Consider the following 20674-nt stretch of genomic DNA (forward strand, 5'->3'; position numbering starts at 1 on the left):
ACGTTCCGAGGCAGCTATCGTGGCACCATTGATTGCACAAAAGAAAGCGAGTGGTTCATGAAAGTCATTGTCATTTCATTTGCGGTTTTAGCCATCTCCTTTGCCACAATAGGACTCGCTGCGACGTGCGGCAATACAAGCGCGGGATTTGAGGCATGGAAGCAGGATTTCGCAAAACAAGCCAAGCGTTCCGGCGTCAAAAAGAAGGGTCTTCAAGCGCTGGCGCAAAGCCAATACGCGACCCGCACTATCGCGGCAGATCGCAATCAGAAAAGTTTTAAATACTCGCTGGACAAGTTCATGCGGGTGCGCGGCGCCGACACGATCGTTGCGCAAGGACGTAAGCGCAAAGCCCGCAATCCACAGTTTTACGCCGCGCTGGAACGCCAATACGGTGTTCCTAGTGGTGTGTTGATCGCCATCCACGGGATGGAAACGGGATTTGGAAATTTTATGGGCGATAGCCAAGTTGTTTCAGCAATCACGACACTTGCCTATGATTGTCGCCGGTCTGAGTTCTTTATTCCCCACGCTATCGGAGCCCTGAAACTGGTCGATCAAGGCAGCATTACGACAGCGACCCAAGGCGCGAAACATGGCGAATTGGGGCACACACAGTTCTTGCCGGGCAATGCATTGAACTACGGTGTGGACGCTACGGGGGATGGTCGCGTCGATTTTTACAACATGACTGATGCTCTGGCCTCAACCGCCAATTTTCTGAGGCAGAAGGGGTGGAAACCGGGTCGTGGCTATCAACCCGGACAGCCAAATTTTCAAGTGATCCAACAATGGAATGCCGCCTCGGTCTATCAGCAATCTATTGCGATTATGGCAGCCCGAATCGACGGCTGAACTTCGCCACAAACCTGCGTGCACACTCCCCAATCCAGCCACATTGTTGCCACACAAATTAATCGGCCCCTAAAATGCCTAGGTTTCCAAAGAGTAATCAATCCCGGCGTTTTCTCATTTTTCTCCATTTTCGCCAAAATCTGTCCCATATCCGTTGATAACATGAGCAACTAGACAGGTTGCGACAAAGGAATGCGCAGTGACTCCGAAGCACAGCTATCACGGTGGTCTTCAGTTCGACGGTGAGACCGAGGGCTCAATCGAACACTTCAGCACAATCGTCGCGGCGACGCTGGAAGACTATGGCCACCTGGTCGAGCGTAAGAATATCCTGAACCCGTCCGAAGCCACCGTCGTGTCCAGCCAATATTTGGTGCGCCTGACCTTGGATACCGAAGTCGCCTATTCCGAAGATCGGTTCGAGCGCTTGGATCGCGCTGCAGGGCTTAAAACCAGCCCCAGGCTTATTGTCACCGTTCCAAATAACCGGTTATCGATCAACATCTCTCCGGTTTCCGCCCTGCTGGACGACGCTGAGATTTCAGAGCTTATGTTAGTGGTCATCCTTTATCGGATGGTCGACATCTGCGCGACACAGCGCGTCGAATGGCTGTCACCGAAGACAGTTTTGACTATCGAACAATTCATGAGTGCGTTTGACACTTTAACACCCTCCAAATCACGCAACAGAAAACAAATCTTTGAGGCAGTTTCAGGCCCATTCGCAGGGCTGAAAACCAGTGATGAGGACTATCTGGGCGAGCCAAAAAAAGAGGCGCTGAAACCAGCAGCCCGGCCGATCCAGCTGTCTGATGAGCAATTGCTTAACATCGCTTTCCGGACAGAACCAATCGAGCAGCCTACTGATGGGGACGACGACACACACCCCCTCGACCACGACAAACCCAGCGATATCCTGCGACTTTCCACGTGGGGATTGACTGGAGCCGTGGCTAGCGTGTCGGTCCCCATTGCGGCCTCCCTCGCCGCAGTGAACCTGATTAGAGGCGAAGATTTTCGCCTTAACACTCAGGTACTTGCCTACACCGTCGCAATCTCTGCTCTCAGCACAAGCGGAGCGATCGCCGGTGTCGCCAACGCATTGGGCATGTAGCACTAAACCAGAAGACCCTCCTTGGAGGCCCCGCCATCAGGCGGGGTTTTCCATTTTGCGCAGGTGTTTTGCCTCGATTACATATGTATGGATTGAAAAAACCACGGCCTGCGTATTCGAAAGCCGCAGCAAGGTTTGCCGCTCGCTGCGGATGTAGGGTGCTGCTTCTGGATTTCTTTTTTCACGCGGTTTGTTCGCACTACGTGGCTGGAACAGTTCGGCGTCCTGGTACCAAAGAGTGTTAAATCGCCAAAGGGGTCGACCCGGCTGAATTCCGTCAAATAGACGCTGCACTCTACGAGCGATGTTCATGTCATAACTGGCGACAGGGGTGTGAATGTCGATCAACGGGCGCATGAACTTTTCCGACAAACGCCAACTGGCGGGAAAGCACAGGATCGCTCCGGTTAGAACATGTTGGTCTCCACGCTTTTGCAAAATACAAAAATCTTCTTGAACCAACTGGCATAGCGTCTCGAGTGGCTGGCTGCGGTCAACTTTAATCGCTTGCCCATCCGGGCGCGTGACATAATCCGAGCTCCCCGGGTATGCATGCAGCAGGACTAAATCCAAAAGTTCCTGCGCGGCTTGTTCAGCACTTGGGTCCAAAGCCAGAACATCTTCTTTTCGTTCAGCCAGAAGGTCAGTTCGCCGCAGCAACTGGGCAGCAAATGCCTCATCACAATGCAGCCAATCCGCCATGCTGGCTGGCTGGATACCCGGCAAGGGTCTTGGCGCAAGTGGGTTATAAGGGATTGAAGTTTGAAGGATCGTCATAGCTTGGACCTAGCACCTGTTCGTGCAGTTGTCGGTCAAAAAGCGACCGACGTGCAGTCGCAAACTAAAAAGACGTGAAACAAATGATTCTCCACGCTGCAGAACCAGGCAGGGAGGCCAATAATGAACCAACACTACCGCGATAGCCGCAAAATCGACCCGACAAAAGGCGCGACCTTGGGCGACGGTTCCCCCAATGAAAATGATCGGATCGAAATTGGCCCAACGCAGCTTGCCTTTGCCGAGTGGGAGGCGGCTGGTCTCGCCCTTCCCAATCTGGCACGGATGCGGGAGTATCGCTGGAAGCGATTGACCAAAGCCATCGCTGATCGTGGCTATGGCGGTCTGCTGATGTTTGATCCGTTGAACATTCGATATGCTACTGACAGCACCAATATGCAGCTTTGGAACACCCATAACCCATTCCGCGCTGTGCTTCTTTGTGCTGATGGCTACATGGTGATCTGGGACTATAAAAACTCACCTTTTCTCTCGACCTTCAATCCTTTGGTGCGAGAGCAGCGTTCGGGCGCAGACCTGTTCTATTTCGACCGGGGCGACAAGGTCGATGTTGCGGCTGACGTATTCTCGAACGAAGTGCGGGTGCTGATCGAGGAACACAGCGGCGGCAACAAACGTCTCGCCGTCGACAAGATCATGTTGCACGGGCTTCGTGCGCTCGAGGCTCAAGGTTTCGAGATCATGGAAGGCGAAGAGGTCACCGAAAAGACCCGTGCCATAAAGGGCCCGGACGAGATACTGGCGATGCGCTGCGCGCACCATTCCTGCGAAACCGCAGTGGCCGAGATGGAGAGATTTGCCCGCGCCAATGTTGGTGACGGCAAGACGTCCGAGGACGACATCTGGGCCGTTCTACATGCCGAAAACATCCGCCGCGGCGGAGAGTGGATCGAGACCCGCCTGCTGGCCTCGGGTAAGCGGACCAATCCTTGGTTTCAGGAGTGCGGGCCTAGGATCACGCAAAAAAACGAAATAATTGCCTTCGACACGGACCTGATCGGGTCCTACGGCATCTGCATCGACATTTCGCGTACCTGGTGGATTGGGGATGACAAACCCCGTCCCGATATGGTCTACGCCATGCAACACGCGCATGAGCACATTATGACCAATATGGAGATGCTCAAACCCGGCGTGATGATCCCTGAGTTGACCGCGAGCGCGCATAAACTGGATGATAAGTTTCAAGCACAAAAATATGGGTGTCTGATGCATGGCGTAGGCCTATGCGATGAATGGCCCTTGGTTGCCTATCCGGACAAGGCCGTACCGGGCTCTTACGACTATCCGCTCGAGCCCGGCATGGTTTTATGCGTAGAAGCCGCCGTTGGAGAGGTCGGCGGCGACTTCTCAATCAAGTTGGAGGATCAGGTTCTCATCACTGAGAATGGATATGAAAACCTGACAACTTATCCTTTTGATCCGCAGTTGATGGAACAGGCATAATCCCTCAATCCGGCCAAACGGACCGACGGACATTACCGTGCCAATCTTCGGATGGAATGGCGGCTTCAACCGAGGTTGATGTCGTCGGCTTCACGCTCTGACCGAGTGTGAAACCAAGCACTCCGGTAAGGGCGATAACGACCAACAGGTCGGGACGAAAAACTACGCCACGCGGGGCGGATGCGGTATGTGCCATGTTAGCCTCCTTTGGCTGGCTGTGTTTGATAACCGGAAGATGGGCTTTCCCATTAAATTAGTAAAACCAATATTTGTACGACATATCATCACCAAAATTGAACAATAAGAAACTCGCAATAAATCAGCATTTCCTCACCTTCCCGTGACGCTTCCTACAATGGGGTTGAGACGCTAGACGGAAGTACACAGTATTGGGCGCATCCCGATACGTAAGGAAGTGCCATGCCAACTGAACGCATTACTTTTGCCGGTCACGACGGCAACCAACTGGCTGCGCGTCTTGATCTTCCGGATGGGCCGGTGCTGGCGACCGCTCTGTTTGCGCACTGTTTTACTTGCTCAAAGGACATTCCTGCGGCCCGCCGTATCGCTGCGCGTTTGGCCGCGATGGGCATCGCGGTTCTAAGATTTGACTTCACTGGCCTTGGGCATTCTGGCGGAGAGTTCGCCAACACCACTTTCACCTCTAATGTCGAAGACCTGATCGCCGCCGCGCACTATCTTGCGGGGCGAAAAATGGCCCCTGCCCTGTTGATCGGTCATTCGTTAGGCGGTGCCGCAGTTTTGCGCGCCCGTGCGGGCATTCCCAGCGTCAAGGCCGTGGTCACGCTGGGTGCACCAGCTGATCCGGGGCACGTGTCCCATCACTTTACTGAGGCATTACCGCAAATCGAACAAGATGGCTCGGCCGAGGTCATGCTGGGGGGCCGCCCCTTCCGCATTGGCAAAGCCTTTGTCGATGACATTTCTGAAACCGCCTTGCTTCCAACTGTAGCCGATCTGAAGGCGGCCCTGCTGATCCTGCATGCACCTCTTGATGAAACTGTTAGCATAGACAACGCCAGCACCATCTTTCTGGCAGCCAAGCATCCCAAAAGCTTTGTCACGCTCGACGATGCCGATCACCTGATCTCGCGCGCCTCGGATGCTGACTACGCGGCGGACGTGATCGCAGCGTGGGTCACGCGCTATGTCACACTTTGCCCACCCGCACCGCCTCCGGGCGCGCCCGAGGGCGTGGTACGCGCGACCGAGGTCGACCCGTCAGGCTTCTTGCAGGACATTCAATCTGGCCCCAAACATCACGCCGTAGCGGACGAGCCCGAGTCCTACGGTGGCACCGATAAGGGCATGTCGCCCTATGGATTCGTTTCTTCGGGACTGGCGGCTTGCACGTCAATGACCATCCGAATGTACGCGCGCCGCAAACGGTGGCCTTTGACGGGTATCACGGTCGATGTCTGCCACAACAAGGTGCACGGGCAAGATGCGGGTCTGGCCGGAGACGGAAAAATCGACCAATTCCGACGTAAAATCCGTCTTGAAGGGCCATTGGATCAGGAACAACGGGCGCGCCTGCTTGAGATTGCGGATAAGTGCCCTGTGCATCGTACGCTCGAAGGGTCTTCGGTCGTAACCACAACACTGATCGATCCTTGAACTGAACACCCGTCACAGAATTGTTTCGCGTGGCTGGTAGCCACACGGACATGGACAAGCAAATCGTGTGCATAAACTGGGGCACGAAATATGGCGCGCCCTATATCAACCGCCTGTATCGAATGGTGTGCGCCAACACGACCCCGCCATTCCGCTTTGTGGCCTTCACTGACAATTTCGAAGGCATAGATCCCGGCGTTGAGTGTTTTGATCTGCCCGAGATGCCCGGCTTTATGCCCGCTCGTACGATTGGCCAATGGCCCAAGTCAAGATTATGGGCTGCGGAATTGGCCGATCTGAACGGGCCGTTCCTTTTTATGGACCTGGATGTCGCCATAACCGGATCTCTGGATCCTTTTTTCGAATACGGAAATCCTGACGATGTAATCTTGGCGCGTAACGTCGCCAAACCATTCAGCAGGCTGGGCCAAACATCAGTATATCGCATGCCGGTTGGGGCCCTAGCTTCGCTACAAAAGCTCTTTGCAGCGGACCCGCAGGGCGTCGCGGATACGTACCGGTTTGAACAGCATTTCGTCACCAAGAACGCGCCTGAAGGCGTAAAATTTTGGCCTTCCGGCTGGGTACGACACTTCCGAATCGAATGTATTCCCAATTTCCCATTGAACTACATTCTGAATACGCGACCGCCAAAGGACACGCGTATTGTAATCTTTGCCGGATCGCTGAATCCACCTGACGCGATCAAGGGGCAATACAGCGCAAGAGTTCCACACTTGCCGCCTGGCCAGCACATCAGACGTGCCCTGAAATCAAAAAGCAAACTCCGATCGATACGCCAATTCTTTTGGCCCGCACGCTGGGTCGCACAAATCTGGGATCAAGAAGCGTAGCTAAACCCAACATTTACTCCAAAGCACCGAAGACTGCGTGCCACTGCTAGCCACGGTCACCGCTGAAGTTACCTTCGTCGCGGCGATGGGCGATGTATAGGTGGTCTTGCCGCAGGAGGTCTGGCAGTTGGTGGGCGTGCCACCGGCGGACGCGGGCGCGCAGGCGGTTTAGCAACTGGCGGCTTGGGCCTTGCGGGCGGTTTGCCTTGGGGCGGTTTCGGACGCGGCGGTCGATCGACGTCAACATTCACATTCACGTCACGTCTGTAATAATCGTTCCAAAGCATTGAGTCATAAAATGGGTCGTACCCGTACCCATAACCGAGCCCGACCGATACACCATCACAGGCCGACAACGTAAAACTGGCAGCACCAAGCCCCAGCGCGAGGATGGCACGTTTGATACGTCTAGTAATCATCTGCCCGCCTCCTCACTGCAAAGCCCGGAACGACGCGAATACGTTATTCAAGTCATCCACATAGGCCGGATCGGCACCGTTGCGCAGAATGGCCACAATAACGGCCACACGCCCGTTCGGCAGATCGACGACAGTAGCCGTAAAGTTGATACCCCGCCCATCGCGCGTACCGGTGCCCCGTATCACCCGCGAAGGCATTCCGCCTATTCTTGTATCTGAAGTACTTGAGATTTCAGGGTCTTCGACGAGAAACTTGTCTATATCCTCAAGATACTGAAACCCACCGTCGATTGAGGCGACACCTGCTGGTGACACAAACCCCATCCATACATTGTCGTCGGTCACTGGCCGTATGGCCATGACACGCGCAACCGCGCGGAGATCACCCAGTTCGGTATCCTCGATCTCACGCTGTCCGCCGGTACGCACGGCCCAGAAATCCGGCACGGCAAAGCTAAACAAGGCACGCCCAGCGTCTGTGTAAGTGATCGGAGTATCCGCCGCGGCCGGAGCAGCACCGCCTAACCACAAAGCCGCGCAAGCCGCTATCGTCGAACCAAAAAAAATACGCATATCTCAATAACCTGATGACTTCCTTGGCATCAGATTGAACGCGACCGACCTATTTTGTCCAGCTTCTGTTTGTCTCGGCAACAAAAAACCCGCCTCCAAGTTGCTTTGGACGCGGGTCTGTTCTTTTCGAATTGGAAATCAGGTACGTGCGTCGCCGACCAGTTTCCAAAGGCCGGGGATCAGTAGCGCGGCCAGCGCCAACTTGATTACGTCACCCAGCAGGAACGGTGTCAGGCCCCATTCCAGAATTGGCTTGTCCCAACCATAGAGTTGCCCCAACCACAGAAGGCCTGGCACATAGATCAGAACGTTTGCCAAGACCAAGGCCAATGCCAGTTTCCCGACCGAGCGATCCCAGCCGCGAGCAGCCAGCGCACCCAGCAGAACAGTGGCCAGCAGGTAACCTACCAGATAACCGCCGGTGCCACCCATCATATAGGTCAAACCGAATTTTTCGGCTGAAGAACCCGCAAAGACGTCAAAGCCCAGCGCTCCAACCAGCAGATAGCCCAGCATGGTGATCAGACCCAGACGCGCACCATAAGCGGTGCCGATAGTCAGTACCGCAAACGTGCCCATGGTGATCGGAACCGGCCACATCGGCACTTTGATTTTTGCAGCAACTGCCAGCGCCAGAATGCCCAATGCGACCAGCACAACCTGTTTTACGCGCAGTGCGGTACCCTCGCGCGGTCCAATGGCTCCTGCCAGAACATTTGTATTCATTTTCGTTTCTCCACGTTCGGATGGGAATTCAGGCTCATGAATGCCCGTTTCACATCGGTACTTCAAGATGATTACGCTATCGCGGGCTGTATTCAGTCTTCATTTCATAGGCTTTCCTTGGCCCCGAGACAGTCCAATTTACGGTCCAAACGGGCCAGCCTGAAAAATCGTAGACTGCATCATAGCTGTCTGGCGAGCAATCATGGTGATCCCTAGACTGCGACAGCCCAAGCTTCAATGCGTGAAAATACCGCTCATCATCGAAATGCACAGCAATTCGATCCCCAACGTGACGCCAGATATATCGCCGTGTCCCTTTCATCTCGGCTTGCCCAGGTATGCGCAATACGACCTCTTCATCATAGAGCAAGCCATTCTCTGCCGCGCGTAGCACCGCATGGCCTACGGCCTGAACAACCTGCCCTGCCCGCGCATCGTAAATGGTGCGGCTCAGGCTCCATTCACCTTCAAAGTCGGAAAGACTATGCGGCAGGGTCATTCTACGAAGGTTCCGTCAGTGGTCTCACCCGAGTCATCCACAAACCGGATTACATCGCCACTTTGCTGCACACCGTAACATGCCCACAGATCTGATGGCGGCCAGAGCGAGCAGTACTGATCTTCTTGCACTGCCCAACGTCCTGCGCTGGGGCTGCCAGCGTAGTATTGAGTCAGCATTGCTGCGTCGAAAGTTTGCCAAACGCCGTCCCCGTAATCGAGTTTTTGGCCAGTCAGGACCGCCAAAATCTCATCCCCGTTCAATGTTCGAAACTCTTCAGCGGCCAAAAAGCCGGGCCAAAGGGCCAAAATCAGGGCAAACCGTCTCATACCTGCACTCGTGCCTTGTTCCTAGGGGATCGCGGGTTTAAACCGCGCGCGAACGCCCTATCCCAATCACAAAAAGGTCTCGCCGCCAATGATTCCACGTTACTCCCGCCCCGATATGGTTGCCATATGGTCGCCCGAGACCAAGTTCCGCATCTGGTACGAGATCGAAGCCCATGCCTGCGACGCTATGGCTGATCTGGGCGTGATCCCGCGTGAAAACGCCGAGGCGGTGTGGAAAGCCAAGGACGTGGAATTCGACGTAGCCCGCATTGATGAGATTGAGGCTGTCACCAAGCACGACGTCATCGCGTTCCTGACCCATCTGGCTGAGCATGTCGGCAGCGAAGAGGCGCGGTTCGTGCATCAGGGCATGACCAGCTCGGACGTTCTGGACACCTGCCTGAACGTGCAACTGACCCGAGCCGCTGACCTGCTGATTGCCGATCTCGAAGGTCTGCTGGCCGCCCTTAAGCGCCGCGCCATTGAGCACAAGAACACCATCCGCATCGGTCGCAGCCACGGCATCCATGCCGAGCCCACCACGATGGGGCTGACCTTCGCCCGTTTCTATGCCGAGATGGACCGCAACCTGTCCCGCATGCGCGACGCCCGTGCGGAAATCGCCACTGGCGCGATCAGCGGCGCGGTTGGCACATTTGCCAATATTGACCCGCGCGTTGAGGAGCACGTTTGTGACCAGTTGGGTCTGGTTCCCGAACCGATCAGCACGCAAGTCATCCCGCGTGACCGTCACGCCGCGTTTTTTGCGACACTGGGCGTCATCGCCAGCAGCATCGAAAACATCGCCATCGAAATCCGCCATATGCAGCGGACCGAAGTGCTGGAGGGGGCCGAGTTCTTTTCTATGGGCCAAAAAGGCTCGTCTGCCATGCCGCATAAGAAGAACCCGGTGCTGACCGAGAACCTGACCGGGCTGGCACGCATGGTCCGCGCCGCCGTGATCCCGGCAATGGAGAACGTGGCGCTGTGGCACGAGCGCGATATCTCGCATTCCTCGGTCGAACGGATGATTGGTCCAGATGCCACGATCACTCTGGACTTCGCGCTGGCCCGCCTGACTGGCGTGATCGACAAGATGCTGATCTTCCCTGAGAACATGATCGAGAACATGAATAAGTTCCCCGGCCTTGTCATGAGCCAGCGCGTTCTGCTGGCGCTGACGCAGGCGGGTGTCAGCCGCGAGGATGCCTATGCCATGGTACAGCGCAACGCACTGAAAGTTTGGGAACACCGCACTGATTTCAAGGAAGAACTGCTAGCAGACGCCGACGTCACCGCCGCGCTGAGCCCTGAAGAGATCGAAGAGAAGTTCGACCTTGGCTATCATACCAAGCATGTCGACACGATCTTTGAACGCGTATTTGGCGAATAAACGCAGACAGATCAAACGCTTCCCCGGGCCCGGTTCGCAGATCGCGATCCGGGCCTTGTTCTTTTGCCACGATGGGCAAAATCAGCTATGGTGTGGCAGCACGTCCTAACCGGAGAAACACCATGATCCGTACTTTGATTTGCGCGTTGGCCCTTAGCTGTTCTGCGTCCGTCGCACTGGCTTGCAGTGCTCATACCGAGCAAACGCAGTCTTGCGCAGAAGGAACCTACTGGGACCCTGAAACCCACACATGCGCAAAAATTACCAGCAGCTGAAATTTTTCTTTCCTACTTGTGAATAAAAGCGAGAGCGCGATTGTTAGCTTTTTATTAGATCGCGCTATGCTTGATCAGAGCAGCCCAGAGAATGGAGTAGGAAAATGCGTCTCTTATTGGTTTCAGCCATTGCACTTCAGGCATTTGCCTTTGCACCGGTCGTCTACGCAGCCGGTGGTGGCGGCAGCACCGCCCCCAAGCCAACGAATACAACCAAGAAATGCCTGTTTGGCCGCGTCTACGACAAAGATGCCGGGCGCTGTGTCAAACCGAACACGACTAACTTCACCCAAGATGAACTTTACGACGCTGTACGCGAATTGGCTTACGATGGTCAGTTGGAAAACGCACAGAACATTCTGCGCATAATGGATCAAGGCGATGACCGCGTTTTGACGTACTGGGGCTTTACCTACCGCAAAATGGGTGAGCTTGAATTGGCTAACACGTTCTACAACAACGCCATCGAAACTAATCCCGACAATATCCTCGCCCGCAGCTATATGGGTCAGGGGTTTGTCACCGAAGGCAGGACCGATCTGGCAATCGAGCAGTGGCGTGAAATCAAGGCGCGTGGTGGCGAGGGCACTTGGGCCGAGGCATCCCTGCGCGAAGCAATCCGCACCGGGTTGACCTATAGTTACTAAGCTTCAGCTTTTCTTTACCCGACTCTTCTTACTCTGCCTGTGGAACGCAACTTTGGCACCGCAGGCAGATGCAGGACACAAACACTTTAGTACAGGTGGCCCCGGGCTCGCCCCGCGTGGTCGATCAGAATGATGGGGCACCGCACATTGTACCTCGTGCGCTCAGCAACCGACAGAAGGCCGCAGTCGTTGTTCGACTTTTATTGAACGAAGGCGCCGATATTCCGCTAGAGGATCTTCCTGACGCGTTGCAGGAAAAACTGACCCATCAAATGGGACAGATGGGTTTAGTGGACCGGGTCACGCTAGACGCCGTAGCGCAGGAATTCGCAGAGGCGCTTGAGCGTCTTGGCCTGTCTTTTCCACATGGGTTAGCTGGTGCGTTGGATGCGGTAGATGGCAAGATCGCGCCGACAACAGCCGCTCGGCTCCGCAAGGTCGCCGGGGTGCGCCAAATAGGCGATCCGTGGCAACGTTTGCGCGAAACCCCAACCGAGGAACTGGCCAATATGGCGCAGGCCGAAAGTACGGAAATTGCAGCAGTAATACTCTCGAAGCTAGAGACCGCTAAAGCAGCACGGCTCCTTGGTCATCTGCCGGGCCCAATCGCACGTCGGATCACCTACGCGATCTCTAAAACCGGGAACGTCACGCCTCAGGCAGTTGAACGTATCGGTTGGTCGTTAGCGGCACAGTTAGACGAACGCCCAACCCAAGCTTTTGCGGACGATCCCGGGATGCGTGTCGGTGCAATCTTGAACCAATCTGCCGCGTCAACACGCGATGGGTTGCTAAGCGCTCTGGACGAAGAGGATGCGGATTTTGCCAGCGTTGTACGTCGATCGATCTTTACTTTTGCGCATATACCGGCTCGGGTTATACCCCGCGACGTTCCGACGATTTTACGAGGTGTGGATCAAATCGAACTGATCACAGCACTTGCCGGGGCTGCAACTGACGACGATCAAGCAACGGTCGAGTTTTTGCTCGCCAACCTGTCCTCGAGAATGGCTGATAATCTACGCGAAGAAATCGGTCAGCGTGGCAAAGTCAAGCAATCCGAAGTCGAAGACGCAATGGCACAGATTGTTGGAAACATACGAACCTTGGTCGCCGAAGGCACAATCTTACTTTTGGAAGATGACGCTGACGATTAAATGACTTCGACGTGACCTTTGCACCGGAACGCTTGTGGTCAGAGAAAGCCCCTTGTATGTCTGGCCCGGCAAATCGCAACAGCCGGTGAGACCAGAATATGCCCGTCGAAAAGTCGGAACTTAGCCGTGGAGCTCTTCGGAAATATTATGTCACCGGCCTGTTTCTAAAAGGCTTGATTGGCGCAATGCGCCTGTTGCCCTACGAACGGCGCATCGCAACGATGGGCGCAATTGTACGAGGCGTTGCCCCCTTAGTCGGTTTCACAAATCGCGTGCAACGCAATCTTAAGCTGACCTGCCCTGACCTACCTGCGGATGAGGTCAAACGCATCTGCCGAGCAGTTAGCGACAATGCAGGTCGCGCGATTATGGAGCATTTCTCACCAGAAGACTTTACCAAGCGCCAAGCCAACGCCAAGATATCCGGTTCCGGCGTAGCCGCGTTTGACGCGGCCGTGGCAGCGGGGCGGCCGGTTATGATGATAACGGCGCATTTCGGGCACTATCTTGCCGCCCGTGTCGCATTACAGCACCGCAGCGGCCTGCCAATTGGTTGCCTATATCGCCGCATGGCAAACCCCTATTTCAACGACATGTATGTGGATGCGTTCTATCAAACCGGCGCCCCGATGTTCGAACAGGGTCGCCGCGGGATGGTTGAGATGGTGCGCTCGCTAAAGAAGGGTGGCATTATAGCCATTGTTTCGGACCTGCATGCCCATGGTGGTGAAGAATTGACGTTTTTCGGTAAGCCTGCTGTCACGTCAGTTTTGAATGCGGAACTGGCGATGAAGTACAAGGCCGATCTCATCCCATGCTATGCCATTCGCCAACCCAACGGCATTGATTTTGAAATTGTTCTGCACGATCCGGTACCACATACCGACCCTTCAACCATGACCCAGTTCACCAATGATGACCTTGAGTCGGTCGTCCGGCAGCACATGGGGCAATGGTTCTGGATTCACCGGCGCTGGAAAGCTTGGAGGCGTTTGGGCGTGCAGCCCGAAGATATGCCCTGATCATTTGACCTTCGCGGCGGCCACGATCGGGCCATGGCCAGCTCTTTGAACCAGCACCACGGCTGGCAGGTCTGACGACAGGACCGCTGAATATTGCTGCGGCGCAACCCCGTCCCACTGTCCGGCCAACTGCCAGGACTCTACGACATTTGCGTAATCAAGCTCGTGCCCGGCAAGCTCTCCGCGGCGGATTGAAGCGTGACGCTTCGGTGAGTACTGGACTAAGCGCACGTCATACATTTCACCGTCCTCCAACTCTACCGGAGTTACTTCAACGGTCACATCGTTCCCTGATCTTGATACGCTGACTTCGGCTTCTGGGACGGCTTTGAGGTGCGCATTGATTAGACGGTCCAACTCGTCCGATTGCGCCCCCAATACATCTTGTTCCCCGTTTATGACCATCTGAGGTGTGTAAATCATCGATCTACCGCCCTGCCGAGCGTAGGCGCGTTGACGTTGGGTGTGATCGGGCTTAGCGTACTCGTCTTCCCACCCGATATAGTCCCAATAATCTACGTGTAAGGCCAAACCAATCACATCGTCGCGCTTCGCCAAATCATGCATCAGTTGGTCAGCGGGAGGACAGGACGAACACCCTTGCGAGGTGAACAGCTCTACGACAACCGGGTCGCTGTCTGCCAAGGCCGAAGACGCAAAGAACACCGAAAGGCAAACGGTCGCTGGAGCAATTCTGAACATGTGAAAACTCGGGCTTCTGAGGATGCTTTCCGGTTTAAACGGATCGGTGTTCAACCTCCAATCAAGGTTTCTTGAGATTTTTGCCGAAGCGCCCTTGTATTGTATACTTTTGTATACAAATTGGATTGTAAGGTAACTTTACCTAGAATAGACAGCAATCATGCTAAAGAAAACAAACAGCGAATCCCAAACTTAAAGATTATTGAGAGGGAGGCCAATACATGCCCATCAAAGTCGGTCAGGATACCGCCAAAACACGTCGCAGCCTAAGCGTGAATGGCAAATCCATTTCTTATTACTCCATCCCAGCCGCGCAAGAGGCAGGACTCGGCGATTTTTCCAAGCTCCCGGCTGCGCTGAAAGTCGTGCTCGAGAATATGCTGCGGTTCGAAGATGGCGGCTTCTCTGTCTCGGTTGACGACATCAAAGCATTCGGGGAATGGGCGACCAATGGCGGCAAGAACCCGCGAGAGATCGCTTATCGCCCTGCCCGCGTGCTGATGCAGGACTTTACCGGAGTTCCAGCGGTGGTCGATCTGGCCGCGATGCGGGACGGCATTAAGGGTCTCGGCGGCGACGCTCAAAAGATTAACCCGCTGAACCCGGTTGATTTGGTTATCGACCACTCGGTCATGATTGACGAATTCGGCAATCCCCGCGCATTCCAAATGAACGTGGATCGCGAATATGAACGCAACATGGAACGGTACCAGTTTCTGAAATGGGGCCAGTCGGCATTTAACAACTTCCGCGTGGTCCCCCCCGGAACCGGCATCTGCCACCAAGTTAACCTCGAGTACCTGTCCCAGACGGTCTGGACCGATACCGACCAAAACGGGGAAGAAGTCGCTTATCCCGATACTTTGGTTGGTACCGACAGTCACACCACAATGGTAAACGGCATGGCGGTTTTAGGCTGGGGCGTCGGCGGGATTGAGGCTGAGGCCGCTATGCTTGGGCAGCCGATCTCAATGCTGATCCCCGAGGTTGTGGGCTTTGAGTTGACCGGCGCGATGGTCGAAGGCACCACAGGTACCGACCTTGTTCTGAAGGTCGTCGAGATGCTGCGCGAAAAGGGCGTGGTTGGCAAATTCGTCGAATTCTATGGCGAGGGGCTGGATCGCCTGCCTCTGGCCGACCGAGCGACCATTGCCAACATGGCACCAGAATATGGCGCAACCTGCGGTTTCTTCCCAATCGACAACGAAACACTGCGCTATATGCGCAATACCGGGCGGGACGAAGATCGTCTGGCTTTGGTCGAAGCCTACGCCAAGGAAAACGGCTTCTGGCGGGATGAAAACTATGCGCCGATCTACACCGACACGCTGTCGCTGGACATGGGCACCATCGTTCCGGCGATATCGGGCCCGAAACGCCCGCAGGATTACGTCGCGCTGACTGACTCCAAAGCTGCGTTCCTGAACGAGATGGAAAAGACCTTCAAGCGCCCTATGCGCAAACAGGTCGAAGTCAAAGGTGAAGAATACGGCATGGAATCGGGTAAGGTTGTAATTGCCTCGATCACCTCCTGCACGAACACGTCTAACCCCTATGTCATGATCGGCGCCGGTCTGGTGGCGAAAAAGGCGCATGAACTCGGCCTGAACCGACAGCCATGGGTAAAGACCTCGCTGGCCCCCGGTTCGCAAGTTGTTTCGGAATATCTTGAGGCTGCAGGTCTGCAGGAGCATCTGGACGCAATCGGATTTAATCTGGTGGGCTATGGCTGCACCACCTGTATCGGCAACTCTGGCCCGCTGCAGAGAGAGATCAGCGAAGCCATCGCCGAGGGTGATCTGGTCGCCACTTCGGTGTTGTCAGGCAACCGCAATTTCGAAGGTCGAATTTCACCAGATGTACGCGCTAACTATCTGGCGTCACCACCGCTTGTTGTCGTTTATGCGTTGGCGGGAACCATGGATATCGACCTGACTTCAGAACCGATCGGTCAGGACAAGGACGGTAATGATGTCTACATGAAGGATATCTGGCCAACCCAGAGCGAAATCGCCGATCTGGTCCAGGCGACTGTGACCCGTGACGCGTTTCAGTCGAAATACGCCGACGTGTTCAAGGGCGACGAAAAGTGGCAATCCGTTGAGGTGCCGCAGCAGGAAACCTACAACTGGCCACCGACGTCAACCTACATTCAAAACCCACCCTACTTCCAAGGTATGGGACCTGAACCCGGCACGATCTCAAACATCGACGGTGCCAAGGTCCTACTGATCTTGGGCGATATGATCACCACCGACCATATCTCGCCCGCTGGATCGTTCGCGACCGCAACGCCGGCTGGTAAGTATTTGACAGAACGTCAGGTTCAACCGCGCGAGTTCAACTCGTACGGCTCACGCCGCGGCAACCACGAGGTCATGATGCGCGGCACCTTCGCCAACATCCGTGTCAAAAACGAGATGCTGGATGGCGTCGAGGGTGGCTATACCAAAGGCCCCGACGGACAGCAGACCTCGGTCTATGAGGCGTCGATGGCATATCAGGCGCAGGGCACCCCGCTTGTGGTGTTCGGTGGCGAACAATATGGGGCAGGTTCGTCCCGCGACTGGGCGGCTAAAGGCACAGCTTTGCTGGGTGTGAAAGCTGTGATCGCAGAAAGCTTTGAGCGTATTCACCGTTCAAACCTAGTGGGCATGGGAGTGATTCCATTCGAATTCACCAATGGCGATACCCGCAAGACACTGGGTCTGAAAGGTGATGAAACCGTCTCAATCCACGGTCTGGATTCTGTTGAGCCGCTGCAGGAAGTGCCCTGCGATATCATCTATGGCGACGGCACCAAAAAGACGATCACCCTAAAGTGCCGCATCGATACCGCGCCCGAAATTGAATACATCGAAAATGGCGGCGTACTGCAGTACGTGCTGCGCAATCTAGCGAAAGCTGGTTAAAACAACAAAGCCCCGGCCAACGCGTCGGGGCTTTCACATTCTAAGGGCTTTGATTGCAATCCCCAAAAAATAGAGCGCGTGCCGAAGGCACGCTCCGCTTGGCAGCGACGAGAACTACTGACCGGCTTCCTCCAAAGCAGGGCGGATCGTGCTCTCAATCACGCGCTGAGTGACAGGACCGGCAAACCGCAGGATGATCTTGCCGTTGCCATCAACCACATAGGTTTCCGGCACGCCGTACACACCCCAGTCCAGCGCCATGCGGCCCTGTTCATCCCGTCCGATGCCAGTGTATGGATCCCCCAGTTCATCCAGAAACGCCTCGGCATTGTCCAACTGGTCCTTGTAATTGATGCCGTAAACAGCAATGCCTTCCTTAGATAGCGCCTCAAGGTTCGGGTGCTCAACACGACAGGGGGCGCACCAGCTTGCCCAGTAATTGACTAACTTGACCTCACCGTCGCGCAGTGTCGTGTCGGTAAAAGGCGTCTTGCCCGGAAACTCGGTCAGAACAACTGGTGGTGCTGGTTGGCCTTCACGAGCCGAGGGCAACGCTTCAGGATCATCGCGAAACATCCCAATGCCGGCCAGTACAGCAAAGGCACCAAAGATAAGCGGAGGCGCAATCATCAGCGGCGAAATCTTAGCCATTGCGCGTCATCCTTTGTTCGATCTTTTCCATCTCGGTCCGCACCTTCCGCCCGCGCGCTATGCTGAACACGATCAGCACTAGCAGCAGAACAATCGAGGCCGCATAGGACCCCAGAACTGCATCGGCGTATTTTCCCAGATCAGGAATCATCCGCTAACCCTTTCCCGTGCCAGCAGCGCCTTGATCCGGCGTGCGCGAATTTCAGTGCCAGTCCGATATAAGACCAGTGCGATGAACAGCAACACGAACCCGATGATGCACATAAGCAGAGGGTAGAAATACACGTTGCTCACTTTCTCTTCCGTATCTGCCCCTGTCACTGCAGCGGCACGCATCACCGATGCACCTTGATGCAATCCCTGGTTCCAAAAATTCACCGCATAACGGCTGAGGATCGCAAAAACTGAACCCACCAAACATAGGACCGAGGTTAAATCGGCCGCAGTATCCGGGTCTTCGATCGCTTCCCACAGAGCCACGTAGCCCAGATAGAACAGGAACAGTATCAGGAACGAGGTCAGGCGCGGATCCCAGGCCCACCAGGTGCCCCACATCGGTTGACCCCAGATCGCTCCGGTCGCCAGTGCAATTAGCGTCATGACAATACCAACAGGGGCTGCGGCCCGGGCCGCCAGCGCGCTGACGTGGTGGCGGCGCACCAACCAGATCAAGGAAGTTACCAGCATCATCAGCCAGCAGTTGATCGCCATCAGAGCCGCAGGGACGTGCAAGTATATAATCTTGACGGTCGAACCCTGCTTGTAGTCGTCGGGCGTAAAGAAGAATCCCCACACAAGGCCAACGACAATACAAACAGCCGAAGTGATCCAAAAAAACGGCATTACCCGTTCGCTGGTCGCAAGAAACTTTCGCGGGTTGGCATATTCCCAGAGGGCGTTGGCTTTGGCTGCGATAGACATGGGTCTTATCTAGTCCGAGTCGGGGTTGTTCTCAATTGACATCCGTCAAAGTTTGACGGCGTCACCGAAGGTTGATGCGAAGCACAGCGGCGCTTGCGAATGGTAGCAGGGCAATCGTGGCCGCGGTAATCCCTGCCAGCATGAGCAACGGGGTTTGGATCTCCATTCCTGTAGCACCGCGACGCGCGACCTCGGCCCCATATATCAAGGTGGGTACGTATAGGGGCAGAACCAGAAGTGACAGCAGCAACCCACCGCGCTTGAGGCCGACGGTCAGGGCAGCACCAAAGGTTCCTATAACACTCATCGCCGGCGTACCTATCAGCAGCGAGATCACCAGCCATAAAAAACCCTGCGCTGGAAGGTTCAGCAGCACACCTAGGAACGGCGCGGCTAAAACCAGGGGCAGTCCCGTTGTAAGCCAATGGGCCAGCGCCTTGACAGAAACCACAGCTTCCAACGGCAGCGGCGCGGTGGCCAACAGGTCGAGCGAGCCGTCCTCCCAATCCAGAGCCAGCAGGCGGTCCAGCGACAACAGGCAGGCCAACAGAGCGCCAAGCCACAGAATGCCCGGCGCGATGGTGGACAGAAGCGACGACTGTGGCCCCACGGAAAATGGCACCAGAACCGTCACGATCAGAAAGAATGCCAGACCAAGGCCAAAACCTCCGCCTGCGCGGAAGGCCAATTTCAAGTCGCGCAGCAGCAGGGCGATCACAGGAAGCCTCCGTCGAAATCCTCAATGGGTTTTGGCTTGGCCTTGTTAACGGCAACGTCCAAAACTTCTCCATCCAGGCCGAGGTCGATATGGGTGGCGATCAGAGCAGACCCGCCCTGCCCTAGATGTGCACGGACGGCATCGGCGAACATCTGTACCGCATTGCGATCCAAGGAGACGGTGGGCTCGTCCAGCATCCAGATTGGCCGTCCAGTGACAAGCATTCGCGCCAACCCCAATCGACGTTTCTGGCCCGCTGACAAATTGCCTGCGTATCGATCCGACAATTCATTCAACGCGAAGGCATCCAGCGCAGATTGAATGTCACGGGTGCCAAAAACCGAAGCCCAGAAGGACAGGTTTTCAACCACTGTCAGTGTCGGTTTTAACCCGTCCGAATGCGAGGCGTACGCAATCTGATCCTCGGCCCCGTCGATCTGACCCGACAACTGAGGCTGTAGCCCAGCAATGGTACGCAACAACGAAGTCTTGCCGATCCCGTTCGGCCCGCGCAGAATTAGCGCTTTGCCCGGATGCAGCGCAAAGTTCAGCCCCTCAAGTACGGGGACACCGCCACGGGCGATGGCTAGATCTGTCACGGTTAGTGTCATAAGTCTCGCTTATCTGATTGCCGTCAGGGGCAAAAGGCGAGATTTGACGCAGGTCCTCAGACCGGCATCAATGCAAGCGCTATGCGCCGTCCTTCGGACAGCAGCACATTGTAGGTGCGGCAAGCAGCCGGAGAATTCATAATCTCGACACCCAATCCTGCGCCTTCCAAAGTCGTACGCAAATCTGATGGAATATGAGATAGCTCTGCGCCTGTACCGATAAACAGGACATCCACGGCGTCGGATAGGGCCAGCAACGGTGCATCGTCCTGATACCCACCCCATGCTGCGGTTCCCGTTGGGCTGGTCAGCACAGCGCCCTGATACACCTGCCCGCCGATCCGAAAAAAGCCGGGGCCATACCCGTCGACCGGAGCGGAATTGTTGTAGGTGATCTCATTCAGGCGCATGGCG

General features: G+C 55.5%; 24 protein-coding genes. 10 read left to right on the forward strand and 14 right to left on the reverse strand.

All coding sequences use genetic code 11. The features are described 5' to 3' along the window. Positions 1 to 57 precede the first annotated feature (57 nt). Both ACR0L3_RS08270 and ACR0L3_RS08275 read left to right on the forward strand, forming a co-directional pair. The gene (locus ACR0L3_RS08270; protein WP_480745208.1) at positions 58 to 855 is read left to right on the forward strand and encodes a lytic murein transglycosylase; all 798 of its coding nucleotides are present in this window, start codon (positions 58 to 60) and stop codon (positions 853 to 855) included. A gap of 199 nt (positions 856 to 1054) precedes the next feature. Further along, positions 1055 to 1969 (forward strand): hypothetical protein, encoded by a 915-nt coding sequence (locus ACR0L3_RS08275; protein WP_480745210.1) that lies wholly within the window; start codon positions 1055 to 1057, stop codon positions 1967 to 1969. A gap of 36 nt (positions 1970 to 2005) precedes the next feature. Here the strand turns inward: ACR0L3_RS08275 and ACR0L3_RS08280 are convergent, their stop codons facing one another. Next, positions 2006 to 2746 (reverse strand): heme-dependent oxidative N-demethylase family protein, encoded by a 741-nt coding sequence (locus tag ACR0L3_RS08280; RefSeq protein ID WP_480745212.1) that lies wholly within the window; start codon positions 2744 to 2746, stop codon positions 2006 to 2008. Between the two features lie 123 nt (positions 2747 to 2869). Between ACR0L3_RS08280 and dddP the strand changes: the two genes are divergently transcribed. Further along, positions 2870 to 4213 (forward strand): dimethylsulfonioproprionate lyase DddP, encoded by a 1344-nt coding sequence (dddP, locus tag ACR0L3_RS08285; protein WP_480745214.1) that lies wholly within the window; start codon positions 2870 to 2872, stop codon positions 4211 to 4213. Between the two features lie 4 nt (positions 4214 to 4217). Here the strand turns inward: dddP and ACR0L3_RS08290 are convergent, their stop codons facing one another. Beyond that, positions 4218 to 4409, reverse strand: a complete 192-nt coding sequence (locus tag ACR0L3_RS08290) for a hypothetical protein (protein ID WP_480745216.1) — start codon at positions 4407 to 4409, stop codon at positions 4218 to 4220. Between the two features lie 224 nt (positions 4410 to 4633). Between ACR0L3_RS08290 and ACR0L3_RS08295 the strand changes: the two genes are divergently transcribed. Next, positions 4634 to 5851 (forward strand): bifunctional alpha/beta hydrolase/OsmC family protein, encoded by a 1218-nt coding sequence (locus ACR0L3_RS08295; RefSeq protein WP_480745218.1) that lies wholly within the window; start codon positions 4634 to 4636, stop codon positions 5849 to 5851. A gap of 50 nt (positions 5852 to 5901) precedes the next feature. Continuing rightward, the gene (locus ACR0L3_RS08300) at positions 5902 to 6705 is read left to right on the forward strand and encodes a glycosyl transferase (RefSeq protein ID WP_480745220.1); all 804 of its coding nucleotides are present in this window, start codon (positions 5902 to 5904) and stop codon (positions 6703 to 6705) included. A gap of 46 nt (positions 6706 to 6751) precedes the next feature. Here the strand turns inward: ACR0L3_RS08300 and ACR0L3_RS08305 are convergent, their stop codons facing one another. The 5 genes from ACR0L3_RS08305 to ACR0L3_RS08325 form a co-directional block, all read right to left on the reverse strand. Next, entirely contained in the window at positions 6752 to 6952 is a 201-nt protein-coding gene (locus ACR0L3_RS08305) for a hypothetical protein (protein WP_480745221.1), read from the reverse strand. Between the two features lie 184 nt (positions 6953 to 7136). Further along, complete coding sequence (locus ACR0L3_RS08310) at positions 7137 to 7697, reverse strand: hypothetical protein (protein ID WP_480745223.1); 561 nt, start codon at positions 7695 to 7697, stop codon at positions 7137 to 7139. A gap of 138 nt (positions 7698 to 7835) precedes the next feature. Beyond that, positions 7836 to 8423, reverse strand: a complete 588-nt coding sequence (locus ACR0L3_RS08315; protein ID WP_480745225.1) for a biotin transporter BioY — start codon at positions 8421 to 8423, stop codon at positions 7836 to 7838. 76 nt (positions 8424 to 8499) lie between these two features. Then, the gene (locus ACR0L3_RS08320; RefSeq protein WP_480745227.1) at positions 8500 to 8922 is read right to left on the reverse strand and encodes a DUF6314 family protein; all 423 of its coding nucleotides are present in this window, start codon (positions 8920 to 8922) and stop codon (positions 8500 to 8502) included. Continuing rightward, entirely contained in the window at positions 8919 to 9251 is a 333-nt protein-coding gene (locus ACR0L3_RS08325; protein WP_480745229.1) for a hypothetical protein, read from the reverse strand. Before ACR0L3_RS08325 ends, ACR0L3_RS08320 begins: the two co-directional genes overlap by 4 nt. 88 nt (positions 9252 to 9339) lie before the next feature. Between ACR0L3_RS08325 and purB the strand changes: the two genes are divergently transcribed. From purB to ACR0L3_RS08345, 4 genes are all read left to right on the forward strand, one after another. Next, complete coding sequence (purB, locus tag ACR0L3_RS08330) at positions 9340 to 10644, forward strand: adenylosuccinate lyase (RefSeq protein ID WP_480745231.1); 1305 nt, start codon at positions 9340 to 9342, stop codon at positions 10642 to 10644. A gap of 379 nt (positions 10645 to 11023) precedes the next feature. Next, complete coding sequence (locus ACR0L3_RS08335; protein WP_480745232.1) at positions 11024 to 11566, forward strand: tetratricopeptide repeat protein; 543 nt, start codon at positions 11024 to 11026, stop codon at positions 11564 to 11566. A 68-nt stretch (positions 11567 to 11634) separates the two neighbouring features. Next, a complete protein-coding gene (locus ACR0L3_RS08340) occupies positions 11635 to 12723 on the forward strand; it encodes a flagellar motor switch protein FliG (protein ID WP_480745234.1) in 1089 nt (362 codons plus the stop codon). A gap of 98 nt (positions 12724 to 12821) precedes the next feature. Beyond that, positions 12822 to 13745 carry a lysophospholipid acyltransferase family protein gene (locus ACR0L3_RS08345; RefSeq protein ID WP_480745236.1) on the forward strand — a complete coding sequence of 308 codons (924 nt, stop codon included), beginning with the start codon at positions 12822 to 12824 and terminating at the stop codon, positions 13743 to 13745. Here the strand turns inward: ACR0L3_RS08345 and ACR0L3_RS08350 are convergent, their stop codons facing one another. Beyond that, the gene (locus ACR0L3_RS08350) at positions 13746 to 14447 is read right to left on the reverse strand and encodes a DUF1223 domain-containing protein (RefSeq protein WP_480745237.1); all 702 of its coding nucleotides are present in this window, start codon (positions 14445 to 14447) and stop codon (positions 13746 to 13748) included. Positions 14448 to 14668: 221 nt separating this feature from the next. Here ACR0L3_RS08350 and acnA point away from each other — a divergent pair, with 221 nt between their 5' ends. Then, positions 14669 to 17359 (forward strand): aconitate hydratase AcnA, encoded by a 2691-nt coding sequence (gene acnA, locus ACR0L3_RS08355; protein ID WP_480745239.1) that lies wholly within the window; start codon positions 14669 to 14671, stop codon positions 17357 to 17359. A gap of 114 nt (positions 17360 to 17473) precedes the next feature. Here acnA and ACR0L3_RS08360 read toward each other — a convergent pair whose 3' ends face one another. The 6 genes from ACR0L3_RS08360 to ACR0L3_RS08385 form a co-directional block, all read right to left on the reverse strand. After that, entirely contained in the window at positions 17474 to 18010 is a 537-nt protein-coding gene (locus ACR0L3_RS08360) for a DsbE family thiol:disulfide interchange protein (protein ID WP_480745241.1), read from the reverse strand. Continuing rightward, a complete protein-coding gene (ccmD, locus tag ACR0L3_RS08365) occupies positions 18003 to 18161 on the reverse strand; it encodes a heme exporter protein CcmD (RefSeq protein ID WP_480745243.1) in 159 nt (52 codons plus the stop codon). The genes ACR0L3_RS08360 and ccmD overlap by 8 nt, the downstream gene beginning before the upstream one ends. After that, complete coding sequence (locus ACR0L3_RS08370; protein ID WP_480745245.1) at positions 18158 to 18931, reverse strand: heme ABC transporter permease; 774 nt, start codon at positions 18929 to 18931, stop codon at positions 18158 to 18160. The genes ccmD and ACR0L3_RS08370 overlap by 4 nt, the downstream gene beginning before the upstream one ends. A 61-nt stretch (positions 18932 to 18992) precedes the next feature. Continuing rightward, a complete protein-coding gene (gene ccmB / locus ACR0L3_RS08375; RefSeq protein ID WP_480745247.1) occupies positions 18993 to 19649 on the reverse strand; it encodes a heme exporter protein CcmB in 657 nt (218 codons plus the stop codon). Beyond that, on the reverse strand, positions 19646 to 20260 hold the full coding sequence (gene ccmA / locus ACR0L3_RS08380) for a heme ABC exporter ATP-binding protein CcmA (RefSeq protein ID WP_480745248.1): 615 nt from the start codon (positions 20258 to 20260) through the stop codon (positions 19646 to 19648). The genes ccmB and ccmA overlap by 4 nt, the downstream gene beginning before the upstream one ends. Positions 20261 to 20316: 56 nt before the next feature. Next, the gene (locus ACR0L3_RS08385; RefSeq protein ID WP_480745249.1) at positions 20317 to 20670 is read right to left on the reverse strand and encodes an Mth938-like domain-containing protein; all 354 of its coding nucleotides are present in this window, start codon (positions 20668 to 20670) and stop codon (positions 20317 to 20319) included. Between the last annotated feature and the right edge of the window lie 4 nt (positions 20671 to 20674).

It is taken from the genome of Ruegeria sp. CK1 (genome assembly GCF_056536545.1).

Excerpts from the sequence above, each read along its gene's own strand:
- ACR0L3_RS08385 (WP_480745249.1), bottom strand. The coding sequence starts at position 20,670 with ATGCGCCTGAATGAGATCACCTACAACAATTCCGCTCCGGTCGACGGG.
- purB (WP_480745231.1), top strand. The coding sequence starts at position 9,340 with ATGATTCCACGTTACTCCCGCCCCGATATGGTTGCCATATGGTCGCCC.
- ccmA (WP_480745248.1), bottom strand. The coding sequence starts at position 20,260 with ATGACACTAACCGTGACAGATCTAGCCATCGCCCGTGGCGGTGTCCCC.
- ACR0L3_RS08340 (WP_480745234.1), top strand. The coding sequence starts at position 11,635 with ATGCAGGACACAAACACTTTAGTACAGGTGGCCCCGGGCTCGCCCCGC.
- ACR0L3_RS08290 (WP_480745216.1), bottom strand. The coding sequence starts at position 4,409 with ATGGCACATACCGCATCCGCCCCGCGTGGCGTAGTTTTTCGTCCCGAC.
- ACR0L3_RS08320 (WP_480745227.1), bottom strand. The coding sequence starts at position 8,922 with ATGACCCTGCCGCATAGTCTTTCCGACTTTGAAGGTGAATGGAGCCTG.
- ACR0L3_RS08305 (WP_480745221.1), bottom strand. The coding sequence starts at position 6,952 with ATGTTGACGTCGATCGACCGCCGCGTCCGAAACCGCCCCAAGGCAAAC.
- ACR0L3_RS08350 (WP_480745237.1), bottom strand. The coding sequence starts at position 14,447 with ATGTTCAGAATTGCTCCAGCGACCGTTTGCCTTTCGGTGTTCTTTGCG.
- acnA (WP_480745239.1), top strand. The coding sequence starts at position 14,669 with ATGCCCATCAAAGTCGGTCAGGATACCGCCAAAACACGTCGCAGCCTA.
- ACR0L3_RS08295 (WP_480745218.1), top strand. The coding sequence starts at position 4,634 with ATGCCAACTGAACGCATTACTTTTGCCGGTCACGACGGCAACCAACTG.
- ACR0L3_RS08335 (WP_480745232.1), top strand. The coding sequence starts at position 11,024 with ATGCGTCTCTTATTGGTTTCAGCCATTGCACTTCAGGCATTTGCCTTT.
- ACR0L3_RS08315 (WP_480745225.1), bottom strand. The coding sequence starts at position 8,423 with ATGAATACAAATGTTCTGGCAGGAGCCATTGGACCGCGCGAGGGTACC.
- ACR0L3_RS08310 (WP_480745223.1), bottom strand. The coding sequence starts at position 7,697 with ATGCGTATTTTTTTTGGTTCGACGATAGCGGCTTGCGCGGCTTTGTGG.
- ACR0L3_RS08360 (WP_480745241.1), bottom strand. The coding sequence starts at position 18,010 with ATGGCTAAGATTTCGCCGCTGATGATTGCGCCTCCGCTTATCTTTGGT.
- ACR0L3_RS08300 (WP_480745220.1), top strand. The coding sequence starts at position 5,902 with ATGGACAAGCAAATCGTGTGCATAAACTGGGGCACGAAATATGGCGCG.
- ccmD (WP_480745243.1), bottom strand. The coding sequence starts at position 18,161 with ATGATTCCTGATCTGGGAAAATACGCCGATGCAGTTCTGGGGTCCTAT.
- ACR0L3_RS08370 (WP_480745245.1), bottom strand. The coding sequence starts at position 18,931 with ATGTCTATCGCAGCCAAAGCCAACGCCCTCTGGGAATATGCCAACCCG.
- ACR0L3_RS08325 (WP_480745229.1), bottom strand. The coding sequence starts at position 9,251 with ATGAGACGGTTTGCCCTGATTTTGGCCCTTTGGCCCGGCTTTTTGGCC.
- ACR0L3_RS08270 (WP_480745208.1), top strand. The coding sequence starts at position 58 with ATGAAAGTCATTGTCATTTCATTTGCGGTTTTAGCCATCTCCTTTGCC.
- dddP (WP_480745214.1), top strand. The coding sequence starts at position 2,870 with ATGAACCAACACTACCGCGATAGCCGCAAAATCGACCCGACAAAAGGC.
- ACR0L3_RS08345 (WP_480745236.1), top strand. The coding sequence starts at position 12,822 with ATGCCCGTCGAAAAGTCGGAACTTAGCCGTGGAGCTCTTCGGAAATAT.
- ACR0L3_RS08280 (WP_480745212.1), bottom strand. The coding sequence starts at position 2,746 with ATGACGATCCTTCAAACTTCAATCCCTTATAACCCACTTGCGCCAAGA.